The organism is Streptomyces sp. NPDC051183 (assembly GCF_040682455.1).
Lineage (GTDB): Bacteria > Actinomycetota > Actinomycetes > Streptomycetales > Streptomycetaceae > Streptomyces.
This window is the reverse complement of record NZ_JBFBBA010000031.1, coordinates 70,469-91,460: the sequence shown is the minus strand read 5'-3', so window position 1 is coordinate 91,460 and position 20,992 is coordinate 70,469. Positions and strand designations below refer to the sequence as shown.

Below are 20,992 nucleotides of genomic sequence, written 5' to 3'. Positions count from 1 at the left end.
CGGACGACGACGGCGCTGCCTCGAACGTCGGCGGGGCCGGATCCGGCCCCCGTTGACACCGGGTGCCAGGGCTCCTAGCGTCTCCTCAGCTGAAGCTACTAAGCGGTTGCTCACCTCTGGGCGGCCGTTTCTCAAGGGCGAGGAGATCCAGCATGTCCACCACCGAGCAGCGCGTCGCGATCGTGACCGGGGCGGCCCGGGGCATCGGCGCGGCCACCGCCGTACGCCTGGCCGCCGAGGGCCGGGCGGTCGCCGTACTCGACCTCGACGAGGCGGCCTGCAAGGACACCGTGGAGGCGATCACGGCGGCCGGCGGCAAGGCCCTCGCGGTCGGCTGCGACGTCTCCGACAGCGCGCAGGTGGAGGCGGCCGTCGCGCGCGTGGCCGAGGAGCTCGGCGCCCCGACCATCCTGGTCAACAACGCGGGCGTGCTGCGCGACAACCTCCTCTTCAAGATGAGCGACAACGACTGGGACATGGTCATGAACGTGCACCTGCGCGGCGCGTTCCTGATGTCGAAGGCCTGTCAGAAGTACATGGTGGAAGCCAAGTTCGGCCGCATCGTGAACCTCTCCAGCAGCTCCGCGCTCGGCAACCGCGGCCAGGCCAACTACTCCGCCGCCAAGGCCGGCCTCCAGGGCCTGACGAAGACCCTGGCCATCGAGCTCGGCAAGTTCGGCGTCACCGCGAACGCCGTCGCCCCCGGCTTCATCGTCACCGAGATGACCGCCCAGACGGCCGCCCGCGTGGGCATGGGCTTCGAGGACTTCCAGGCCGCCGCCGCGACCCAGATCCCCGTGCAGCGCGTCGGCCGCCCGGACGACATCGCCAACGCCATCGCGTTCTTCACGGGCGAGGCCGCCGGCTTCGTCTCCGGCCAGGTCATGTACGTGGCCGGCGGCCCGCTCAACTGACGAGCTCACGAGAGGCAGGGCGTACGTGATGACGGACGACAGGGAAAGCGGCATCGACAGCGGCAAGGTCGCGCTGATCACCGGCGCGAGCAGGGGCATCGGCTACGGCATCGCGGAGGCGCTGGTCGCCAGGGGCGACCGGGTCTGCATCACCGGGCGCAACGAGGAGGCCCTCAAGGAGGCCGTCGAGCGGCTCGGCGCGGACCGGGTCATCGGCGTGGCCGGCAAGGCGCACGACGAGGCCCACCAGGCCGTCGCCGTGGAGCGCACGATGGAGGCCTTCGGGCGTCTGGACTTCCTCGTGAACAATGCCGGCACCAATCCGGTCTTCGGTCCGATCGCGGACCTGGACCTCGGGGTCGCGCGCAAGGTGTTCGAGACCAATGTGATCTCGGCGCTCGGCTTCGCCCAGCGGACCTGGCACGCCTGGCAGAAGGACAACGGCGGCGCGATCGTGAACATCGCCTCCATCGCGGGCGTCTCCGCCTCGCCCTTCATCGGCGCGTACGGGATGAGCAAGGCCGCCATGGTCAACCTCACCCTCCAGCTCGCCCACGAGATGGCACCGGGTGTCCGGGTCAACGCGATCGCCCCCGCGGTGGTCAAGACCAAGTTCGCCCAGGCGCTGTACGAGGGCCGGGAGCAGGAGGCCGCGGCGGCCTATCCGCTCGGCCGGCTCGGGGTCCCGGAGGACATCGGAGGGGCCGCCGCTTTTCTTACATCTGCACAAGCGGAATGGATCACAGGGCAAACTCTGGTCGTTGACGGCGGAATGTTCCTCAATGCCGGAGTGCACTGACCGATAATCGGACGGATTTGACGCCGAAAGGCGGTCAAATGCATACCGAATATGCACGGAACCGGTCAAGTGCCCCACGAAACCTGCCCATTGGATTTGTGGGGCACTGCGGTAGGGTCTGCCGCACCCCTGGCTGATCGAGGAGCGTGCACGTGTTCAACCGGACCAGATGCCTGCAGATCACTGCGGCCCTTGCGTCCATATCCCTGCTCGCCGGATGCGGACTGCTCTCGGACGACGGTGGCGACGATGCGAAGCGGGTCGTCGTGGGCACGACGAGCACGCCGACCACCCTCGATCCCGCCGACGCCTGGGACGGCTCCTGGGAGCTCTACCGGAACATCTTCCAGACCCTGCTGGCCTTCCCCACGGGCTCCACCAAGCCCCAGCCGGACGCCGCGCAGAACTGCGAGTTCACGGACGCCGCGAGCGAGTCGTACCGGTGCGTCCTGCGCAAGGGGCTGAAGTTCTCCAACGGCGAGCCGCTCGACGCCAAGGCGGTCAAGCACTCCCTCGACCGGATCCGGACCATCGACTCCAAGAACGGCCCCAAGGGCCTCTTCGGCAGCCTGGACAAGATCGAGACCCCGGACCCGCTGACGGTCGTCTTCCACCTGAACACCTCGGACGCGACCTTCCCGTACGTCCTCGGATCGCCCGCCGCCTCGCTGGTCGCGCCCAAGGACTACCCGGCCGACAAGCTGCGCGAGGACGGCAAGGTCACCGGCTCCGGCCCGTACGTCCTGGAGTCCTACAAGGAGGGCTCCCAGGCCGTCCTGACCCGCAACGGCAGCTACACGGGCTTCGCGAACCGCCGCAACGACGGCGTCACCATCCGTTACTTCACGGACTCCGCGAAGATGATCTCGGCGCTCAAGGGCAAGGAGATCGACGCGACCTACCGAGGACTCTCGGCCACGCAGATCAAGGACCTGCAGAGCCCCGAGTCGCACAACGCGGGCGTCCAGGTCGTCGAGAACGTCGGCGCGGAGATCCGCTACCTGGTCTTCAACCCCAAGGACCCGCAGGTCGCCAAGCCCGCGGTGCGCCAGGCCATCGCCCAGGTCATCGACCGCGGGGAGATCGTCTCCAAGGTCTACCAGGGCACCGCCGAGCCGCTGTACTCCATGGTCCCCAAGGGCGTCGTCGGCCACAAGACGCCCTTCTACGACGTGTACGGCCACGCGGACGTCGAGAAGGCCAAGAAGATCCTCAAGGACGCCGGGATCACCCAGCAGGTGGAGCTGACCTTCTGGTACACCACCGACCGCTACGGTGCCTCCACCGCCGACGAGTTCACCGAGATCAAGCGGCAGCTGGAAGAGAGCAACCTGTTCAAGGTCAACCTGCGCGGCCAGCCCTGGAAGACCTTCCAGGTCGGCTACAAGAACGGCGAGTACCCGGTCTTCGGCCGCGGCTGGTTCCCCGACTTCCCGGACCCGGACAACTTCATTGCGCCGTTCGTCGGCAAGGAGAACGCGGTCGGCACCCCCTACGAGCCCGCCGAGATCCTGAAGACCCTGCTGCCCAAGTCCCGCCGCGAGAGCGACCGGTCGGCCGGCGTCCACGAGTTCGAGCAGGCCCAGCAGATCTTCGCCCAGGACGTGCGGCTGCTGCCGCTGTGGCAGGGCAAGCTGTACGTCGCCGCGCGCGAGGACATCGCGGGCGCCGAGCGGGCGCTCGACCCGCAGACGGTCATGCAGATGTGGGAGCTGTACCGCAAGACCAGCTGGTAGTCGCCGCGGCGGCACACTCGGTGGGGTGTTGTCAGTGGCCCCCGGTAGGTTCTGAAGCGTTGTACGACGCAGTCGCGTGAACTTGTACCGGAGGTTGTAGACGTGACCCAGATGCTGCCCGAGTCCTGGCTCCCCGTCCTCGGCGGGGAGCTGGACCAGCCCTACTTCAAAGAGCTCACCGAGTTCGTCGAGAAGGAGCGGGCGAACGGGCCGGTCTACCCGCCCCGCGAGCAGGTCTTCGCGGCCCTGGAGGCCACGCCGTTCGACCAGGTGAAGGTGCTGGTCCTCGGCCAGGACCCGTACCACGGCGCCGGCCAGGGCCACGGCCTGTGCTTCTCCGTGCAGCCCGGGGTCAAGACCCCGCCCTCGCTGCGCAACATCTACAAGGAGATGCAGGCCGAGCTGGGCACGCCCATCCCGGACAACGGCTATCTGATGCCGTGGGCCGAGCAGGGCGTCCTGCTGCTCAACGCGGTGCTCACGGTCCGCGAGGCCGAGCCCAACTCGCACAAGGGCAAGGGCTGGGAGAAGTTCACCGACGCGGTCATCCGCGCCGTGGCCGAGCGCCCCGACCCGGCGGTCTTCGTGCTCTGGGGCGCCTACGCCCAGAAGAAGCTCCCCCTGATCGACGAGGAGCGGCACGCGGTCGTCAAGGGCGCCCACCCCTCCCCGCTGTCGGCCAAGAAGTTCTTCGGCTCCCGGCCCTTCACGCAGATCAACGAGGCCGTGGCCGCACAGGGCCATGAGCCGATCGACTGGCGGATCCCGGACCTGGGCTGACGCCCCACCGCGCCTCGGCGCCATTGCCGGTGCCTCCGGCTAGCGTCTTGACGATCAGACCGCGGCAGGTCTGGCAGAGCAAGCCGGAGGCCACGTTGACCGAGCAGCAGGAGGCGTCGGAGGACGCCGTCATGACCAGGATCGGCCAAGCGGTCATCCTGCTGCACGCAGGGGATCGCGAGGAGGCCCGCAACCGGCTCGGCGAGATCTGGTCCGAGATCGGTGAGGAGGGCGACTCCCTCCACCGGTGCACGCTCGCGCACTACCTGGCCGACGCCCAGGACGACCCCGCCGACGAACTGGCGTGGGACCTGCGGGCCCTCACCGCCGCCGAGAGGCCCGCGGAAGGGCCCGCCGAGGGCACCGCGGCCGAAGCCCGCCGCGGCGGCCCCGACCAGGCCGTACGGGTCTTCTACCCGTCGCTGCACCTGAGCCTGGCCGCCGACTACGTGAAGCTACGGCGGCCCGAGGCGGCCCGCGTCCACCTGGCGCGGGCCCGGGCGGCCACCGGCGCGCTGGGCGACGACGGGTACGGGAACGGCGTACGGGCCGCCATCGCCCGGCTGGAGCGGCGGCTCGCGGCGGAACCGGGCGAGGAGCCACGGCCGTTCCCGGAGCAGCACCCGTAGGGGGATCCGGGACGCGGGGCCTCAGTCGCCGTGGACGCCCGCGCAGATGCGGGCCTCCGGGCTGTCCGGGTGCCAGCGCCCGTGCCGGCGGCCCAGCGCGCACACGTCGGCCGGCCGCACCGGCAGCTCCCGCACCAGCTCGCGCGGCACCTGGGCGTCCGGCCGCTGCTGGTGCGGCCGGCGGCCCCCGGGACGCCCGTCGCCGTTGCCGTTGCCGTGGCCGGCCCGCTCGGCGGGGGCCTGGGGCTCCGGGATGTCCGGGACCGGAGGGCCGGCCTCCGCGGACTCCGGGACCGCCTCGTCCGCCGCGGCGCCGCGCGGCGCGGCCCGCCGGGCGGCCGCGGCCGACGGGGCCGGCCGCGCGGGCTGCTCCGGCAGCGCCTTCAACGCCTGCAGAGCGGGCGCCTCGACGACCACCGGCGCTGCCCCCGGACCGCCGCGCGGCGCGTGCTGCGGCGGCGCCCCGGGGGTACTGGGGGCGGCCGCCGGCTGCATCGGGGCGGGGGTCACGTTCACGCAGCCGGAGACAGCCGAAACGGCGCAGGCGACTCCGAGCAGGAGCTTTGTCGTGGTTCGGGTTGGATGCACTCGCGCAACTCTGCTGGGCGAGGACCCCGTTGCGAAAACCCGCAGCCGATATTCACCCCGCACGGGTGACGGCTGGTCGCCCGCCGGGCGGGACGGTCAGTCGCCCGTGGAGCCGTCTATCCGCTCCCGGAGCAGGTCCGCGTGGCCGTTGTGGCGCGCGTACTCCTCGATCATGTGGGTGTAGACCCAGCGCAGGCTGAACACCTCGCCGCGGTGGTGGCTCCCGGCGTCCGAGAGCAGGTCCAGGGAACGGCCGGCGGCGGCCTGCCGGGCCAGCCCGACCTCGGTCTGCCACACCTGCTCGGCCTGGGCCCAGGTGTCCTTCCCGGTGAAGTGGAAGTCCCCGTCCGGGTCCTCCTCGGTGCAGTACAGCTCGGGGAGCTCCTCGCCCAGCATGATCTCGCGGAACCAGTAGCGCTCCACCTCCGCCATGTGCCGGACCAGGCCCAGCAGGCTCAGCTCGGAGGGCTCCAGCAGGGTCAGCCGCAGCTGTTCGTCCTGGAGGCCCTCGCACTTCCAGGCGAGGGTGGCACGGTGGTAGTCGAGCCAACCGTCCAGCATGTCCCGCTCGTTCGCGGTGGTGGAGGGCTCGTTGCGGTCGGATCCAGCGCTGATGGTCATGGTCGACATCTTGGTCGAACGCACGCACCGTCACCAGCGATTAGGCTGCGCACGTCCCACGAGGAACGAACCTGGAGGCTCCCGGTGAAGGTCGGCTGTATCGGACTCGGCGACATCGCGCAGAAGGCGTACCTGCCCGTCCTCACCACACGTCCGGGGATCGAGCTGCACCTGCAGACCCGTACCCCCGCCACGCTGGAACGGGTCGGCGCGCTCCACCACGTCCCGGCCGCGCGCCTGCACACCGACCTCGACGCGCTGCTCGCGCAGGGGCTCGACGCGGCCTTCGTGCACGCCCCGACCGCCGTCCACCCCGAGATCGTGGGGCGGCTGCTGGAGGCGGGCGTGCCGACGTACGTGGACAAGCCGCTCGCCTACGAGTTCGCGGACTCGGCGAGGCTGGTGGAGCGGGCCGAGGAGCTCGGGGTCCCGCTGGCCGTCGGCTTCAACCGCCGCCACGCGCCCGGCTACGCGCAGTGTGCGGAGCACCCGCGCGAGCTGATCGTCATGCAGAAGAACCGCGTCGGACTGCCCGAGGACCCGCGGACCTTCGTCCTGGACGACTTCATCCACGTCGTCGACACCCTGCGCTTCCTGCTGCCCGGCGAGGCCGACCACATCGACGTACGGGCCGTGGTGCGCGAGGGGCTGATGCACCAGGTGGTGCTCCAGATGTCGGGCCCCGGCTTCACGGCCCTCGGCATCATGAACCGGCGGTCCGGCTCCACCGAGGAGGTCCTGGAGGTCTCGGGCCAGGACACCAAGCGCCAGGTCGTCAACCTCGCCGAGATCGTCGACCACCGGGGCCAGCCCACCGTGCGGCGGCGCGGGGACTGGGTGCCGGTCGCCCGCCAGCGCGGCATCGAGCAGGTCGTGGACGCCTTCCTCGAAGCCGTGGAGGCGGGCAAGGCCGTCAGCGCCAGGGACGCGCTGCTCACCCACGAGCTGTGCGAGCGGGTGGTGCGCTCGGCTCTGGAGCAGGCCTCCTGAGTACGGGCGAACGGGCGCCCCGCACCGCGCAGTACGCGGCCAGGGCGGCCAGCGCCGCGCCCACCGGCCAGTCCCCGAAGCGGACGTAGAGCGTCGTGCCGCGGGCGAGCGGCACCTCGTACACCTGGGCCGCGCTCGCCGAGGTCGCCAGCGCCGGGCCGATCCGGCCGCCCGACGGGCCGTGCACCTCGCTGACGCCCGTGAGCGTGGCGTGCACCACGGGGCGGCCGGTCTCGGCGGCGCGCAGCGCGGCCAGCGAGGCGTGCTGCGCGGGCGCCCAGCTGTCCTGGAAGGTGGAGGTGGCCGACTGGGTGACGAGCAGGGCGGCGCCGTCGCGCGCGAGGCGCCGGCTCATGTCGGGGAAGGCCGACTCGAAGCACACCAGCGGGCCGAGGCGGACGCCCCCGGGGAGGTCCATGACCACCGGGGCCGAGCCGCGCATGCGGTCCTCGCCGGCCGCCTCGCCGACCGAGGTGACCCAGCCGAGCACGGCACGGGCCGGTATGTACTCGCCGAAGGGGACCAGGCGCATCTTGTCGTACCGGTCGCCGGTGGGGCCCCCGGGACCGACGAGCACCGCGGACTTGTAGATGCCGGGGCTGTCCGAGCGGTGCGCGTCCACGTTGACCAGTAGCGGAGCCCCGACCTGCGCGGACAGGGCCGCCAGTCGGCCCGCCAGGTCCGGACGCGCGGCCAGGTCCCCGCCGACGCTGCTCTCGCCCCACACCACCAGGTCGACCCCCTGCCCGGCCAGGTCCCGGGTCAGGCGCTCCTCGGCCGCGAACCGCCGCTCGGCGCTGGTGGGACCGTCCGCCACCATGCCCGCCTGTACGACGGCCACGCGCAGCCCGCCCGACACCTCCGGGCGCGGCACCCACAGCCACACCACCCCGGTCAGCACCGCGCAGCCCGTCACCCCGGCCACCGCGGGGGCCCGGGCCGCCGGCACCGCGATCAGCAGCACCAGCGCGCAGTTCACCGCCACCACCAGCAGGCTCACCAGCCACACCCCGCCCACCGAAGCCAGCCGCAGCGCGGGCGGGACCTGCCACTGACTGGCCCCGAGCAGCCCCCACGGCCCGCCGAGCCCCTGCCAGGACCGGGCCAGTTCGCACAGCAGCCACCCCGAGGGTACGAGGACCAGCGCGGCCCAGGGCCGTACGGCCGAGGTCGAGGCAGAGGCAGAAGCAGAGGCCGAAGCAGAGGTCCCGCCGAGCAACTGCCGCACCAGCAGCGCCCAGGGGATCCACAGCAGCCCCAGCAGCGCGGCCAGCGGCACCAGGAACACGTGCAGGCTGGGCAGCAGCCAGTGGTGCACGGCCACGATGAAACCGGCCCCGCCCAGCCAGCCCTCCAGAGCCGCGCGCCGCCCGGTGGGGGCGGACCTCAGCAGCAGCATCCAGGGCACGAGGGCGACGTACGCGAACCACCAGAGCGCGGGGGCGGGGAAGGCGAGGCACGGCAGCGCCCCGGCGGCCACCGCGGCAGCCGCACGCCACCACCGGCCGGGCATCGGGACCATGACGCGCCTCCGCTTCCAGTGTGGAACAGCAGTGCAAGCCGGTGCCGTGCGCGTCAGGCCGACATGTGGCGCCACTTCTCGTGGACCGTGACCCGGGAGAGCCGCCAGCCGGCGTAGGGGGTGCGGACGAGGGCGAAGGCGTAGCGCCCGGCGGCGATGAAATTGGGCGCGGTCACCGCGCCGGCCGCCCCGGCGTCGTCGGTCCCGGCCAGCCGCATCGGGTTCACGAAGTCCGCCCGGACCTCCGCCGAGTCGCCGGGGGAGCCGCCCAGGTCCGCCAGCCGGATCAGCCGGTTGACGATGAGGTGCTGACGCACCGGGAACAGCTTCATGGTCTCCGCGAGCCAGTCCGCGACCTCCCCGGCCGGCCCTTCCAGCCCGCCGGCGGAGCTGTAGTCGGCCCGCCCGCCCGGCGCGAACAGGGCGCGGTACGCCTCCCAGTCGCCGTCGTCGACGGCCACCGCGTAACCCGTGACCACCTCGTCGATGGCCAGCCGGTCCATTACCGTCGCGAGGTCCACACGCTGCGTCATCGGGTCAGTGTGGGGCTGCGGGACGCGGAGGCCAAGGGGCGTGCGCGTAACGGATCTCCGTACGGGCGGTCAGTGACGTGAATGTGCCTCCCGCTGGCGCACCACCACGAGGAACGCGTCACTGGCCAGGTCCATCACCACCTCGGCCGGAACACCCTCGCGCAGGCGCTGCGCGGCGTACTCCTCGGCGGGCCAGCTGCCCCTCGGACTTCCGGCCGGAAACCGCTCCAGCACCACTCGCCCCATCGGACACCCCCTGCTGCTCGCCTTCACGTCTCTATGGGACAACGACGCGCAGGCCGCCCGGGAACGTTCCCGGGCGGCCTGCGGTTCATGCGAAGTGGTGAGCGGGGTCGCGCCTACGAGCCCGACTCGCCGGCGTGCGGGCTCAGCACATCCGTTCCGATCAGCGCGAACAGGACGATGCCCAGGGCGATCCGGTAGATCACGAACGGCATGAAGCTCTTGCTGGAGATGAACTTCATGAACCACGCGATGACGGCGTAGCCCACGGCGAAGGCGATGACGGTCGCGAAGATCGTCGGTCCCCAGGAGATGTGGCCCGGGTCCTCGACCACGTCCTTGATCTCGAACACGCCCGAGGCCAGGACGGCCGGGATGGCGAGGAGGAAGGAGTAGCGGGCCGCCGCCTCACGCGTGAAGCCGAGGAGCAGACCGCCGGAGATCGTCGCGCCGGAGCGGGAGACGCCCGGGATCAGGGCCATCGCCTGGCAGAGGCCGAAGATCAGACCGTCCTTGACGCCCAGCTCCTTGAGCGTCTTGCGCTCCCGGATGGCGCGGTGCCGGCCGCCCTCCTCGTCGCGCGCGGCCAGCCGGTCGGCGATGCCCAGCACGATGCCCATCACGATGAGGGTGGTGGCGATCAGCCGCAGGTCGCGGAACGGGCCCTCGATCTGGTCCTTGAAGGCGAGGCCGAGGACGCCGATCGGGATGGAGCCGACGATCACCAGCCAGCCCATCTTGGCGTCCTGCTCGGAACGCAGCGCCGGGGTGAACAGCGACCGGAACCAGGTCGAGATGATCCGCGCGATGTCCTTGCGGAAGTAGATCAGCACGGCGGCCTCGGTGCCGATCTGGGTGATCGCCGTGAAGGCCGCACCCGGGTCGTGCCAGCCGGCGAACGCCGCGGTCAGCCGCAGGTGGGCGCTGGAGGAGATCGGGAGGAACTCCGTGAGCCCTTGGACGAGACCGAGGATTAGGGATTCGAACCAGCTCATGTCGGGGTGCGCTCGTCCTTGTGATCGTCGGGAAGTTCGCGTCCGATGCTAGGGCCCGTGAGGTGCGGCCGTGACCACAGGGGGGTGCTGGGGCGTCAGTTCGCGCGGGAGCGCGGGCGCGAGCCGGTCGCGCTTGCGCCAGGCGACGGCCGCCGCGACCACTCCCGATACGGCGATGAACCCGAACGAGGCGAGGAAGGCGGGCGATCCGGGCGAGGAGGCGCTGGAGCCCGCGATCACATAGGCGGCGGTGTTGGGAACCGTCCCGACGGCGGTGGCGAGGAGGAAGGGGAGCCAGCCGCAACGGGAGACGGCGGCGCAGTAGTTGGCCGCCGCGAACGGGACCCCGGGGAAGATCCGGACGGCGAGCATCGAGCGGAACCCGTGCCGGCTCAGCTGGCTGTCCGCCGCCTTCAGCCAGCGGCCGCGCAGCAGCGGCCGCAGCGCCTCCTGGCCCATGATCCGGCCCAGGCCGAAGGCGATCCCGGCGCCCAGCACGGTGCCGCCGACGGCCGCGGCCAGGCCGAACTGGGTGCCGAAGACGGCGCCCGCGGCCAGGTTCAGCAGGGGGCGGGGCACGAAGGCCGCCGTGCACAGCCCGTACGTCGCCGCGAACAGCAGCACCGCCATGCCCACGGGGAGCCCCGGGGGCCAGCCCTCCGAGAGGAGGCGCTGGGGCTCGTACAGCAGCACGCCGACGCCGGCCGCCACGAGCAGCACGACGAGCAGTGCCAGCCGGGTCCACGGCGCGAGGAGGAGGGACATTCCGGGAGACTAACCGACCGGTGTGGCCCCGCGCCGTAATCTGGGCCTCATGCTGTCGAACGACGGGCGGCGCCCGCGGGTTCCCCGCAGCGCCCTCGCGGACCTGCTGACCGAGCGCCTCGTGGCGGCGTACGGCGGCGCCGCCGACCCGGAGCAGGCCCGTCACATGGCCGCGTACATGAAGGACGTGGCCCCGTTCCTCGGGATCCGCACCCCGCTGCGGCGCGAGCTGTCGAGGGCGGTGACCAAGGACACCCCCGCACCGGCGGAGGCGGACTGCGCAGCGCTCGCGCTGCGCTGCTGGGGGCTCGCGGAGCGTGAGTACCAGTACTTCGCCGCCGACTACCTGCGCCGGCACGTGTCCCGCTGCTCCTCCGGGATCCTGCCCGTCGTACGGCACCTGATCGTCACCGTCCCGTGGTGGGACACGGTGGACACCCTCGCCGCGCACACGGTCGGACCGCTGGTGGCCGCGGATCCGGACCTCGCGGCCGTCATGGACGAGTGGATCGAGGACGAGAACCTCTGGCTGGCGCGCACCGCCCTGCTCCACCAGCTCCGCCACAAGTCGGCGACGGACACCGGGCGGCTCTTCGCCTACTGCCGGCGCCAGGCGGCCCATCCGGACTTCTTCATCCGCAAGGCCATCGGCTGGTGCCTGCGCGAGTACGCGAAGACCGACCCGGCGGCGGTCCGCGCCTTCGTCGCCGCCGAACGGGACGCGCTGTCCCCGCTCTCCGCGCGCGAGGCCCTCAAGAACCTGTAGCCGCGCGGAAATTCATTCGACGGGCCGCGGCCGCTCGGGCAGGATCGGCCACATGTTCCGGTACGCCTTCCTCGCAGCGCCGTCCGCAGTCGCGGACGCGCCGAAGGCTGCCGTCCTCGCAGATGCGCCCGCCGCACTCGGCGGCGCACGAAGCTGACCCTTCCCGGACAGTCCGGCGGACCCCACAGGGGGAGGGTCGGCTCGCTCAGGGGGTCCCGTTCCGGCTTCTGATCACACGGGAAGAACATCATGGCCAAGACGGCCTTCGTGCGGACCAAGCCGCACCTCAACATCGGCACCATGGGTCACGTCGACCACGGCAAGACCACCCTCACCGCCGCCATCACCAAGGTCCTCGCCGAGCGCGGCGGCGCCTCCTTCGTGCCGTTCGACCGCATCGACCGGGCCCCGGAGGAGGCCCGGCGCGGCATCACCATCAACCTGACGCACGTCGAGTACGAGACCGACACCCGCCACTACGCCCACGTCGACATGCCCGGCCACGCCGACTACGTCAAGAACATGGTCACCGGCGCCGCGCAGCTCGACGGCGCGATCCTCGTCGTCTCCGCGCTCGACGGGGTCATGCCACAGACCGCCGAGCACGTCCTCCTCGCCCGCCAGGTCGGCGTCAACCACATCGTGGTGGCCCTCAACAAGGCCGACGCCGGGGACCCCGAGCTCACCGACCTGGTCGAGCTGGAGATCCGCGAGCTGCTCACCGCCAACGGCTACGGCGGGGACGGCACGCCGGTCGTACGGGTCTCCGGGCTCGGGGCGCTGGAGGGCGACCCGCGCTGGACCGCGGCGATCGAGGCGCTGCTCGACGCGGTGGACACGTACGTCCCGATGCCGGTGCGGTACACGGACGCGCCGTTCCTGCTGCCGGTGGAGAACGTCCTCACCATCACCGGGCGCGGGACCGTCGTGACCGGCGCCGTCGAGCGGGGCAGCGTACGGATGGGCGACCGGGTGGCCGTCCTCGGCGACGACGGCGAGCCGGTCGAGACGGTGGTCACCGGGCTGGAGACCTTCGGCAAGCCGATGGAGTCCGCCGAGGCCGGGGACAACGTCGCGCTGCTGCTGCGCGGGGTGCCGCGCGAGGGGGTGCGCCGCGGGCACGTGGTGGCCGCGCCCGGCAGCGTGGTGCCGAGCCGGCGCTTCACGGCGCAGGTGTACGTGCTGTCCGCCCGCGAGGGCGGCCGTACGACGCCGGTCGCCAGCGGGTACCGGCCGCAGTTCTACATCCGGACCGCCGACGTGGTCGGGGACGTCGACCTCGGCGAGGCGGGCACGGCCCGGCCGGGCGAGACGGTGACGATGACCGTCGAGCTCGGGCGGGACACCCCGCTGGAGGCCGGGCTCGGCTTCGCGATCCGCGAGGGCGGGCGCACGGTCGGCGCGGGGACGGTGACCGCCGTACTCGGCTGATCCGGCCCCCGCCGTGGTGACGGCAGTCGCCTTGCGCCAGACTGCCGTCACCACGGGCACGAGCGGAGGGGCGGGCGGCGATGACGGGCGAGACGGCACTGGTGCTGGGCGGCGGAGGACTGACCGGCGTGGGCTGGGAGTGCGGGATCCTCTACGGCCTCGCCCGCGCGGGCGTGGACCTCACCACCGCGGACCTCGTCGTCGGCACCTCCGCGGGGTCGGTCGTCGGCGCCCAGCTGACCTCCGGACTGCTCACCGCGCAGGAGCTGTACGAGCGCCAGCTCGGCGATCCCGCGGGCGAGGCCGCGGCGAAGCTGGGGGCGGGGGTCTTCGCGCGCTACGCCGTGGCCATGGTGCGCTCGCGGGACGCGACGGCCTACCGGCAGCGGGTCGGCGCCTTAGCGCTGGCCGCCGACACCGGGGCGGAGGCGGACCGGCGCAGGATACTGGCGGCCCGGCTGGTCTCGCACGAGTGGCCCGAGCGGCGGCTCGTCGTCACCGCCGTGGACGCCCTGACCGGCGAGCCGGCCGACTTCGACCGGGACAGCGGCGCCGGACTGGTCGACGCGGTCTCGGCGAGCTGCGCGGTGCCCGGGGTGTGGCCACCGGTGACGGTCGGCGGGCGGCGCTTCATCGACGGTGGGGTCCGTTCCGCGACCAACGCCGACCTGGCCGCCGGCTATGCGCGGGTGGTGGTCATCGCCCCGATCTCGCTCGGCTCGGGACTGGTCCCCTCGCCGGCCGCGCAGGCCGCCCAGCTGCGCAAGGCGGGTGCCCGGGTGCTGCTGATCACCCCGTCGGCAGCGGCCCGCAAGGCCTTCGGGCGCAATGTGCTCGACCCGGCCCGGCGGGATCCGGCGGCGCGTGCGGGGCTGGCGCAGGCCGCCGAGCACGCCGCCGAGGCGGCAGCGGTCTGGACCGGCTGACACGGGCCGGACAATGGAGCGGTGAGCGACGAACAGATCCCGGTGATCCGGGACGTGGGCCAGGGCACCGCCAAGCTGATGCCGGACGTGGACGGCGAGCGGGCCTGGCTGCTGACCGTGGACGGGGCTCCGCAGTCGTACGTGGACCTCGACGACCCGGAGCACCTGGAGTTCGAGTACGTACGCCGCCTCGCGCACGTACTGGACTGCGCGGCGGAGCCGGGCGCGGCGCTGGACCTGGTGCACCTGGGCGGGGGCGCGCTGACGCTGCCGCGCTACGCCGCGGCGACGCGGCCGGGGTCCCGGCAGCAGGTGGTCGAGTTCGACGCCGCGCTGGTGGACCTCGTCGCGGAGCACCTCCCGCTGCCGGAGGGCTCCGGTGTCACGGTGCACGCCGCCGATGCCCGGGCCTGGCTGGAGGGCGCCCCGGAGGCGGGCGCGGACGTCCTGGTGGCCGACGTGTTCGGCGGCTCCCGGGTCCCGGCGCAGCTCACCTCCGTGGAGTACGCCCGCGCTGCGGCCCGCGCGCTGCGGCCCGGCGGGCTGTACGCGGCGAACCTGGCCGACGGGGCGCCCTTCGAGTTCCTGCGGGCCCAGCTGGCCAACTTCGCGGCCGTGTTCGGGGAGCTCGCCCTGGTCGCGGAGCCGTCGGTGCTGCGCGGCAGGCGCTTCGGCAACGCCGTGCTGCTGGCCTCGGACGCGCAGCTCCCGCTGGCCGCCCTGTCGCGGCTGTGCGCGGCGGACGCGTTCCCCGCCCGGGTGGAGGCGGGCGCGTCCCTGGCGAAGTTCATGCGGGGCGCGCTACCGGTGGCCGACGCGGACGCCGTGGCGTCCCCGCCGCCGCCGGAGGGTGCCTTCAGCCTGGGATAGCCGGTACGTCGGCGAGGGGCGCCGGGGCGGCCTTCACGGGCGCAGGCCTGCGCGTCATGCGGCGGACGTCCGGGACGGCGAGGACCGCGGCGGTGACGACGACGACCAGCGTCGCGCAGCCCCACAGGGCCTGGGTACGGCCGACGGCGGTTTCGACGGGACCCGCGACGGCCGTGGCCAGGGGAAGCATCGACACCGAGCCGAACCAGTCGTAGGCGGAGACCCGGGAGAACTTCTCCTCGGGGATCTCCTGGTGCATGGTCGTCATCCAGTTCACGCCGAACACCTCTATGGCGCCGCCGCTGACGAACATCACCGCGCACAGGCCCCATACGGGCAGCGGCACCGCCAGGCCCGCCGACGGGAGCGCCAGCGGGAACACGCAGAGGGTTCCGACGAGCAGCAGCCGCCGCGGTTTCCACACCATCATCAGGAAGGCTCCGGCGATGGTGCCGATCCCGAAGAAGGCCAGCGCCAGGCCCCAGGGGGCCGGCCCGCCCAGCCGGTCCCGGGCGACCAGCGGCCCGTAGACCGACTCGGCGGCGCCGACGACCGCGACGACGACCGAGAACTGGAGCACGATGCTCCACAGCCACGGCCGCGTCCTGAACTCCACCCAGCCCTCGCGCAGGTCGGCCAGCAGGCCGCCGCCGGGGGTCCGGTCCGCGACGTGACGGACGTCGAGGAAGGCGCGCAGGGCGCCCGCGACGGCGAAGGCCGCCGCGTCCACGGCCAGTACCCAGCCGGGTCCCATCGCCGCGATCATGGCTCCGCCGAGTGCGGCGCCGCCGATGCCCGCGCCGTTCATCGCCATGCGGAACAGCGCGAAGGCGCGGTTGGAGTGCTCGCCGGAGACGCTGGAGAGCAGCATGCCCTCGGCGGCCGGGTTGAAGAAGGCGGTGCCGGTTCCGCACAGCGCGGTGAGCAGCATCATCTGCCACAGCTGCGGGTCCCCGGCGAGGACGAGCACGGCGAAGGCGGCCTGCGAGAGGCAGTTCAGGGCATTGGCCGCGACCATCACGCGGTGCCGCGGCAGCCGGTCGGCGAGGGCGCCGCCGATGAGCAGGAAGAGGACGAGCGGCAGGGTGCGGGCGGCGGCCACGAGGCCCACGTCCCCGCCGGACCCGCCGGCCTCCAGCACGGCGAAGGCGGCCGCGATGAGGGCTCCGTGGCTGCCGAGGTTCGTGACCACCGCGGCACCCGTCAGCAGGGTGTAGTTGCGACCGGCCCAGTCGGGTCGGCGGCGGCGCGGAGCGGACGTGTCTGAAGCGGCGGCGGGGGGAGAACTCACCCCCGGACTATCCCCGCCCCGGGCCGGGAATCCAAACGGATTTCCGGCCCAGGGGGGTCTCGGTGGCGGGTCAGCCGGTGGTGAGGCGGACCGTGCTCAGGATCTTCTCGTACGTCTCCTGCGAGACCTCGCCCTCGACGCCGGCGGCGCCGTAGAGGACCCAGCTGGAGAAGTCACCGTTGGCGGTCTTGAAGCTGAAGGCGATGGACTTGCCGTCGGAGGAGCACTTGTTCTCCTTCGGCAGGCCGCTCACGGTGGCGGTCGCCACGTGCCCCTTGAGACCTGACGCGGTGGTGTACTCCTTGGCGGCGGCCACCTTGGTCGTGCCCTTGGGCGCCTTCTGCGCGTACCCGGCGAAGGCCCAGTTGCCGGCCTCGTTGTACGCGGCCTCGGCCGTGTCCTTGGCGCCCTGGCCGCCCTTGGTGCCGGTGCCGGCCAGCGCGGTCTTCTCCTCGCTGCCGTTCATGTCGGAGTCGACCTTGCACCACTCTTCCTTGAGGCGGGCGGGGGCGGACATCATGACGATGGCCGAGCCGTCCTTCTTGCCCTCGTCCTCGAAGCCGATGGACGTCCCGGAGGTCAGGACGTTCCACTCCGGCGGGACGTCGAAGGCGGTGCCGTACTTCGGGTTGATGACCACCTTCCAGCCCGCGACGACCGGCTTGACGTCGCCGCCGGCCCGCGGGTTGGCGCCCGTGGGGGCCGGCGCGGCAGAGGAGGGGGAGGCGGGCGCCGAGGGGGAGACGCTGGGCTTGTTGTCGGCCTCGTTGGTCGACTTGTCGTCCCGGGTCAGTACGAACGTCCCGGTGGCGGCGGCCGCCACGACGACCGCCGCGGCGGCGACGATGGCGACGGTCCTGGTCGCGAAGGGGCTCCCGCCGCCGGCCGGCGGCTGCGGGGCGGCCTGCTGCGGCGGGCCCCACTGCGGGACGGGAACCGTCGGGGGCTGCTGGTAACCCGGCTGCTGCGGGTACCCGTAGCCGGGCGGCTGCTCGCCGTATGCCGGCTGCTGCTGGTACGGGTTCGGCTGTCCCGGCTGCTGCTGGTACGGATTCTGATGCGCGTCCTGGGGGTTCTGTTCGCCCCCGGGCGGCTGCTGCTGTCCTGGCCACATGGCCGGTAACGATAGTGGGAGCGGCCGCCGGTATCCACGGCCGCCCCCTGGCAGGTCTGGTCAAGGCTACTTACTCGTGGGTAACATGGCGTCCCATGAGCGCAGACCAGATGAACGTGGGCGAACTGCTCGCCGCGACGGTGCCGATGGCCCGGACCCTGAACCTCCAGTTCCTGGAGACCACCCCCGAGCGCGCGGTCGTCCGGCTGCCGGACCAGCCCGACTACCACAACCACGTCGGCGGCCCGCACGCCGGGGCCATGTTCACCCTCGCCGAGTCCGCGAGCGGTGCCATCGTCCTGGCCGCCTTCGGCGACCAGCTCTCGCGCGCCGTGCCCCTGGCCGTGCGGGCGGAGATCGGCTACAAGAAGCTCGCCAAGGGCGTCGTCACGGCCACGGCCACCCTCGGCCGCCCGGCCGCCGAGGTCGTCGCCGAACTCGACGCGGGCGGCCGCCCCGAGTTCCCCGTCACCATCGCCATCCAGCGCGAGGACGAGGCCGTGACGGGCGAGATGACCGTCGTGTGGACGCTGCGCCCCAACGCGTAGTGCGCACCCGCGCTCCGCGCCCGCGGCGATAGAGTCCCCCTCCGACGACGATGGGGGTGGCCGTGGCCAAGGCCGAAATCCGGCTCGACGCGGAGCTCGTGGTGGAGGTGATGGTCCTCGCCGGGATCGGCTCGCCCCAGGACGCGGTGGAAGCCGTCGTACGCGACTACATCGCGCGCGGCCACCGCACCGAGGCGCGGGTCCAGCTGCAGGACGAAACCCGGAGCGACCGCGACGGCGCGCCGCAGCCGCCGCAGGGCTGAACCTCCGCGGTGCGGTGGCGCGTCTGAGCGGAGCCGTGCGGGGCGCGGCGCACAGTGGGCGGGGGAGCGGTCCGGCGCGGGCCGCTCCCGCCGACCGGCGCCGACGCCGCAGGGAGCCCCCATGAGCGAGGCCGTGTCCAGACGTTCCGCGATGCGGCTGCTCGGCGCGGCCGGCGTGGTCGGCGCCGTCGTCGGGGCCGCGGGCTGCGTGGCCACGGTGCCGCCCGGCGCGCGCGTGCGCGGGGCCACCGCGGCGGCCGCGCCCGCGCCCGCGCCCGGCAGCAGCGCCCGGCTCGACGCCCTGCTGGAGCGGCTCACCCTCGACGAGAAGACCGCCCTGCTGCACGGCGCGCCCGCCCCGGCCCCGCTCGGCCAGGCCGGGTACGTACCCGGCGTACCGCGCCTCGGCATCCCTCCGCTGCGGCTCGCCGACGGGCCCGCGGGGGTCCGCGTCGCCAGGCCGGCCACCGCCCTGCCCGCGCCCGTCCTGCTGGCCTCCGCCTTCGACCCGGCGCTGGCCCGCGAGTACGGCCGGACCATCGGCCGCGAGGGCCGCGCGCTCGGCCAGGACGTGCTGCTCTCGCCGATGGCCAACCTCATCCGCACCCCGTACGCCGGGCGGAACTTCGAGACCTTCGCCGAGGACCCCAGGCTCACCGCCGACCTGGTCGCCGAGGTGGTCCGCGGGATCCAGGACGAGGGGCTCATCGCCACCGTCAAGCACTTCGCCCTCAACAACCAGGAGCAGGGCCGCGACACCGTCGACGTCGTCGCCGCCGAGCAGACCCTGCACGAGACCGAGCTACGGGGCTTCGAGGCCGCCGTGGCCGCCGGAGCCGGGGCGGTGATGGGCGCGTACAACAAGGTCAACGGCGTCTACGCCTGCGAGAGCAAGCCGCTGCTCGACGAACTGCTGCGCGGCCGCTGGGGGTTCGACGGCTGGGTGATGTCCGACTGGGACGCCACCCACAGCACCGTTGCGGCCATCGGGGCGGGCCTCGACATGGAGATGCCCGGCGGCACCCACTTCGGCGGCCCGCTGCGCGACGCCGTGCGCGGCGGCACCGTGCCCCAGGCCTCCGTCGACCTCGCCGTACGCCGGATCCTGGCGACCATGGACCGGTTCGGGCTGCTCGCGGCCCGCCCCGCCGCCCGGCCCGCGCGCGATCCCGCCGCGGGGGCCCGTATCGCCCGCCGGGTCGCCACCGCGGGCGCCGTGCTGCTGCGCAACGAGCACGCCACCCTGCCGCTCACCGGCGCGGCGGCCCGCTCGATCGCCGTGATCGGGCCCACCGGGCAGACGCCCTTCGTCAGCGGCGGCGGCAGCGCGCACGTGGTCCCGGACGCCGCGCCCGCCCCGCTCACCGCCATCCGGGCACGCGCCGGGAGCGGCTCCACCGTGCGCTACGCCCTCGGCGAGGACCTGTACGGGCGGCCCCTGCCGGCGCAGCTGCTGACGCCGCCCGCGGACCTGGACGACCGGGGCGTGGACCCCGGGCGCACCTGGAGCCACGAGGCGGTGTTCACCCTCGCGGCCGACGACGAGTGGACCCTGCTCGTGCACTACACGGGGCAGCGCCCCGGCGTGCGGCTGGACGGCACCGAACTGTTCCCCGTCCGGGAGGGCGTCGCCGAGCACTTCGCCGGCGGACTGCTCGGCTGCGCGCCCGACGGGCTCACCGTGCGCCGCCGTACGCTCGCACTCAAGGCGGGAGCCCACCGGCTGGCCGTCACCGCCGAGGGCGGGCCGAAGGGGCAGCGGTTCCGGCTCCGGCACACCACGAAGGCCGGCCGGGCCGCCGATCTCGCCGAGGCCGTGCGGACCGCCAGGTCGGCCCGGAGCGTCGTGCTCTTCGCGTACGAGGACGCCACCGAGGGCAGCGACCGCACCTCCCTGGGCCTGCCGGGCGGGCAGGCGGCGCTCATCGAAGCGGTCGCCGCCGCCAACCCGCGTACGACCGTCGTGCTCAACACCTCCTCCAGTACGACGATGCCGTGGCTCTCGCGTACCGGAGCGGTCCTCCAGATGTACTACCCGGGCCAGGAGGGCGCGGGCGCCACCGCCGACATCCTCTTCGGCGACGTGGACCCGGGCGGCCGGCTGACCCAGACCTTCCCGGCCGACGAGCGCGCCACCCCGGTCGGCGGGGACGCGCTGCGCTATCCGGGGGTGGGCGGCCGCCAGGAGTACACCGAGGGCGTCCACGTCGGCCACCGCTGGTACGACGCCCAGCACGTGACCCCGCTGTTCCCGTTCGGGCACGGGCTCTCGTACACGACGTGGGAGTACGAGAAGCTGACGGTCCGGCCCGGCGGTGCCCACGGACGACGGGCCGGGCTGCGCGTGGAGTTCACCGTCCGCAACACCGGGCGCCGCAAGGGCACCGAGGTGGCCCAGGTGTACCTCGGGCCGTCGCCCGACCTCACGCTCGACCAGCCGGTGCGGGCGCTGGCCGGCTACCGGCGGCTCACCCTGGCGCCCGGCGAGGCCCAGCGGGTGACCCTCGACATCGACTCCAGGGCGCTGTCCTCCTGGGATCCGGAGCAGCACGCATGGGTGCTGGGCTCCGGCCGTCGCGAGGTGTTCGCGGGCCGTTCCTCCCGCGAACTGCCGCTGAGGGCAAAGGCTGTGGTGGCGAGCCGATAAGCTGCCCGTTCGGCATGCGAA

The 20,992-nt window shown here is 73.1% G+C and carries 22 protein-coding genes; 13 read left to right on the top strand and 9 right to left on the bottom strand.

What is annotated here, in order from left to right:
- The first annotated feature begins 152 nt into the window (after positions 1-152).
- The 5 genes from fabG (at position 153) to AB0M99_RS25715 (ending at position 4,858) form a co-directional block, all read left to right on the top strand.
- Positions 153-914, top strand: a complete 762-nt coding sequence (fabG, locus tag AB0M99_RS25735; protein WP_365924300.1) for a 3-oxoacyl-ACP reductase FabG — start codon at positions 153-155, stop codon at positions 912-914.
- A 28-nt stretch (positions 915-942) separates the two neighbouring features.
- Positions 943-1,713 (top strand): SDR family oxidoreductase, encoded by a 771-nt coding sequence (locus AB0M99_RS25730; protein ID WP_365924298.1) that lies wholly within the window; start codon positions 943-945, stop codon positions 1,711-1,713.
- Between the two features lie 152 nt (positions 1,714-1,865).
- Positions 1,866-3,449 (top strand): ABC transporter substrate-binding protein, encoded by a 1,584-nt coding sequence (locus AB0M99_RS25725; RefSeq protein ID WP_365924296.1) that lies wholly within the window; start codon positions 1,866-1,868, stop codon positions 3,447-3,449.
- A 111-nt stretch (positions 3,450-3,560) separates the two neighbouring features.
- Positions 3,561-4,229: a uracil-DNA glycosylase gene (locus tag AB0M99_RS25720; protein WP_365924347.1), complete on the top strand. Its 669-nt coding sequence runs from the start codon at positions 3,561-3,563 to the stop codon at positions 4,227-4,229.
- A 95-nt stretch (positions 4,230-4,324) separates the two neighbouring features.
- The gene (locus tag AB0M99_RS25715; protein WP_365924345.1) at positions 4,325-4,858 is read left to right on the top strand and encodes a hypothetical protein; all 534 of its coding nucleotides are present in this window, start codon (positions 4,325-4,327) and stop codon (positions 4,856-4,858) included.
- A 21-nt stretch (positions 4,859-4,879) separates the two neighbouring features.
- On the opposite strand, the gene AB0M99_RS25710 is transcribed toward AB0M99_RS25715, so the two are convergent.
- Positions 4,880-5,446, bottom strand: a complete 567-nt coding sequence (locus tag AB0M99_RS25710; RefSeq protein WP_365924294.1) for a hypothetical protein — start codon at positions 5,444-5,446, stop codon at positions 4,880-4,882.
- A gap of 96 nt (positions 5,447-5,542) precedes the next feature.
- Positions 5,543-6,067, bottom strand: a complete 525-nt coding sequence (locus AB0M99_RS25705; protein ID WP_365924292.1) for a DinB family protein — start codon at positions 6,065-6,067, stop codon at positions 5,543-5,545.
- An 84-nt stretch (positions 6,068-6,151) separates the two neighbouring features.
- On the opposite strand from AB0M99_RS25705, the gene AB0M99_RS25700 reads away from it, so the two are divergent.
- Positions 6,152-7,057 (top strand): Gfo/Idh/MocA family oxidoreductase, encoded by a 906-nt coding sequence (locus AB0M99_RS25700; RefSeq protein WP_365924291.1) that lies wholly within the window; start codon positions 6,152-6,154, stop codon positions 7,055-7,057.
- Here the strand turns inward: AB0M99_RS25700 and lnt are convergent.
- From lnt to AB0M99_RS25675, 5 genes are all read right to left on the bottom strand, one after another.
- Positions 7,002-8,579, bottom strand: a complete 1,578-nt coding sequence (lnt, locus tag AB0M99_RS25695; RefSeq protein ID WP_365924289.1) for an apolipoprotein N-acyltransferase — start codon at positions 8,577-8,579, stop codon at positions 7,002-7,004. The two genes, AB0M99_RS25700 and lnt, sit on opposite strands and share 56 nt — an antisense overlap.
- Positions 8,580-8,632: 53 nt before the next feature.
- The gene (locus tag AB0M99_RS25690; RefSeq protein ID WP_365924287.1) at positions 8,633-9,112 is read right to left on the bottom strand and encodes a nuclear transport factor 2 family protein; all 480 of its coding nucleotides are present in this window, start codon (positions 9,110-9,112) and stop codon (positions 8,633-8,635) included.
- A gap of 69 nt (positions 9,113-9,181) precedes the next feature.
- On the bottom strand, positions 9,182-9,358 hold the full coding sequence (locus tag AB0M99_RS25685) for a hypothetical protein (RefSeq protein WP_365924285.1): 177 nt from the start codon (positions 9,356-9,358) through the stop codon (positions 9,182-9,184).
- Positions 9,359-9,471: 113 nt separating this feature from the next.
- The gene (locus AB0M99_RS25680; RefSeq protein ID WP_365924283.1) at positions 9,472-10,350 is read right to left on the bottom strand and encodes an undecaprenyl-diphosphate phosphatase; all 879 of its coding nucleotides are present in this window, start codon (positions 10,348-10,350) and stop codon (positions 9,472-9,474) included.
- A gap of 48 nt (positions 10,351-10,398) precedes the next feature.
- Positions 10,399-11,115 carry a VTT domain-containing protein gene (locus AB0M99_RS25675; protein WP_365924281.1) on the bottom strand — a complete coding sequence of 239 codons (717 nt, stop codon included), beginning with the start codon at positions 11,113-11,115 and terminating at the stop codon, positions 10,399-10,401.
- A 49-nt stretch (positions 11,116-11,164) separates the two neighbouring features.
- Here AB0M99_RS25675 and AB0M99_RS25670 point away from each other — a divergent pair, with 49 nt between their 5' ends.
- The 4 genes from AB0M99_RS25670 (at position 11,165) to AB0M99_RS25655 (ending at position 15,108) form a co-directional block, all read left to right on the top strand.
- On the top strand, positions 11,165-11,881 hold the full coding sequence (locus AB0M99_RS25670) for a DNA alkylation repair protein (RefSeq protein ID WP_365924279.1): 717 nt from the start codon (positions 11,165-11,167) through the stop codon (positions 11,879-11,881).
- Between the two features lie 249 nt (positions 11,882-12,130).
- The gene (gene tuf, locus AB0M99_RS25665) at positions 12,131-13,312 is read left to right on the top strand and encodes an elongation factor Tu (RefSeq protein ID WP_365924277.1); all 1,182 of its coding nucleotides are present in this window, start codon (positions 12,131-12,133) and stop codon (positions 13,310-13,312) included.
- 80 nt (positions 13,313-13,392) lie between these two features.
- Positions 13,393-14,238: a patatin-like phospholipase family protein gene (locus tag AB0M99_RS25660; RefSeq protein ID WP_365924275.1), complete on the top strand. Its 846-nt coding sequence runs from the start codon at positions 13,393-13,395 to the stop codon at positions 14,236-14,238.
- 78 nt (positions 14,239-14,316) lie between these two features.
- Positions 14,317-15,108, top strand: a complete 792-nt coding sequence (locus tag AB0M99_RS25655) for a fused MFS/spermidine synthase (protein ID WP_365924343.1) — start codon at positions 14,317-14,319, stop codon at positions 15,106-15,108.
- Here AB0M99_RS25655 and AB0M99_RS25650 read toward each other — a convergent pair.
- Both AB0M99_RS25650 and AB0M99_RS25645 read right to left on the bottom strand, forming a co-directional pair.
- Complete coding sequence (locus tag AB0M99_RS25650) at positions 15,095-16,399, bottom strand: MFS transporter (protein ID WP_365924272.1); 1,305 nt, start codon at positions 16,397-16,399, stop codon at positions 15,095-15,097. The genes AB0M99_RS25655 and AB0M99_RS25650 overlap by 14 nt on opposite strands.
- A gap of 70 nt (positions 16,400-16,469) precedes the next feature.
- Complete coding sequence (locus AB0M99_RS25645) at positions 16,470-17,513, bottom strand: hypothetical protein (RefSeq protein ID WP_365924270.1); 1,044 nt, start codon at positions 17,511-17,513, stop codon at positions 16,470-16,472.
- Positions 17,514-17,608: 95 nt separating this feature from the next.
- Between AB0M99_RS25645 and AB0M99_RS25640 the strand changes: the two genes are divergently transcribed.
- The 3 genes from AB0M99_RS25640 (at position 17,609) to AB0M99_RS25630 (ending at position 20,971) form a co-directional block, all read left to right on the top strand.
- Positions 17,609-18,061: a DUF4442 domain-containing protein gene (locus AB0M99_RS25640; protein WP_327363359.1), complete on the top strand. Its 453-nt coding sequence runs from the start codon at positions 17,609-17,611 to the stop codon at positions 18,059-18,061.
- A gap of 62 nt (positions 18,062-18,123) precedes the next feature.
- The gene (locus AB0M99_RS25635; RefSeq protein WP_365924267.1) at positions 18,124-18,324 is read left to right on the top strand and encodes a DUF2191 domain-containing protein; all 201 of its coding nucleotides are present in this window, start codon (positions 18,124-18,126) and stop codon (positions 18,322-18,324) included.
- Between the two features lie 121 nt (positions 18,325-18,445).
- Positions 18,446-20,971, top strand: coding sequence for a glycoside hydrolase family 3 C-terminal domain-containing protein (locus AB0M99_RS25630; RefSeq protein WP_365924265.1), 2,526 nt, complete (start codon positions 18,446-18,448; stop codon positions 20,969-20,971).
- Positions 20,972-20,992 lie beyond the last annotated feature (21 nt).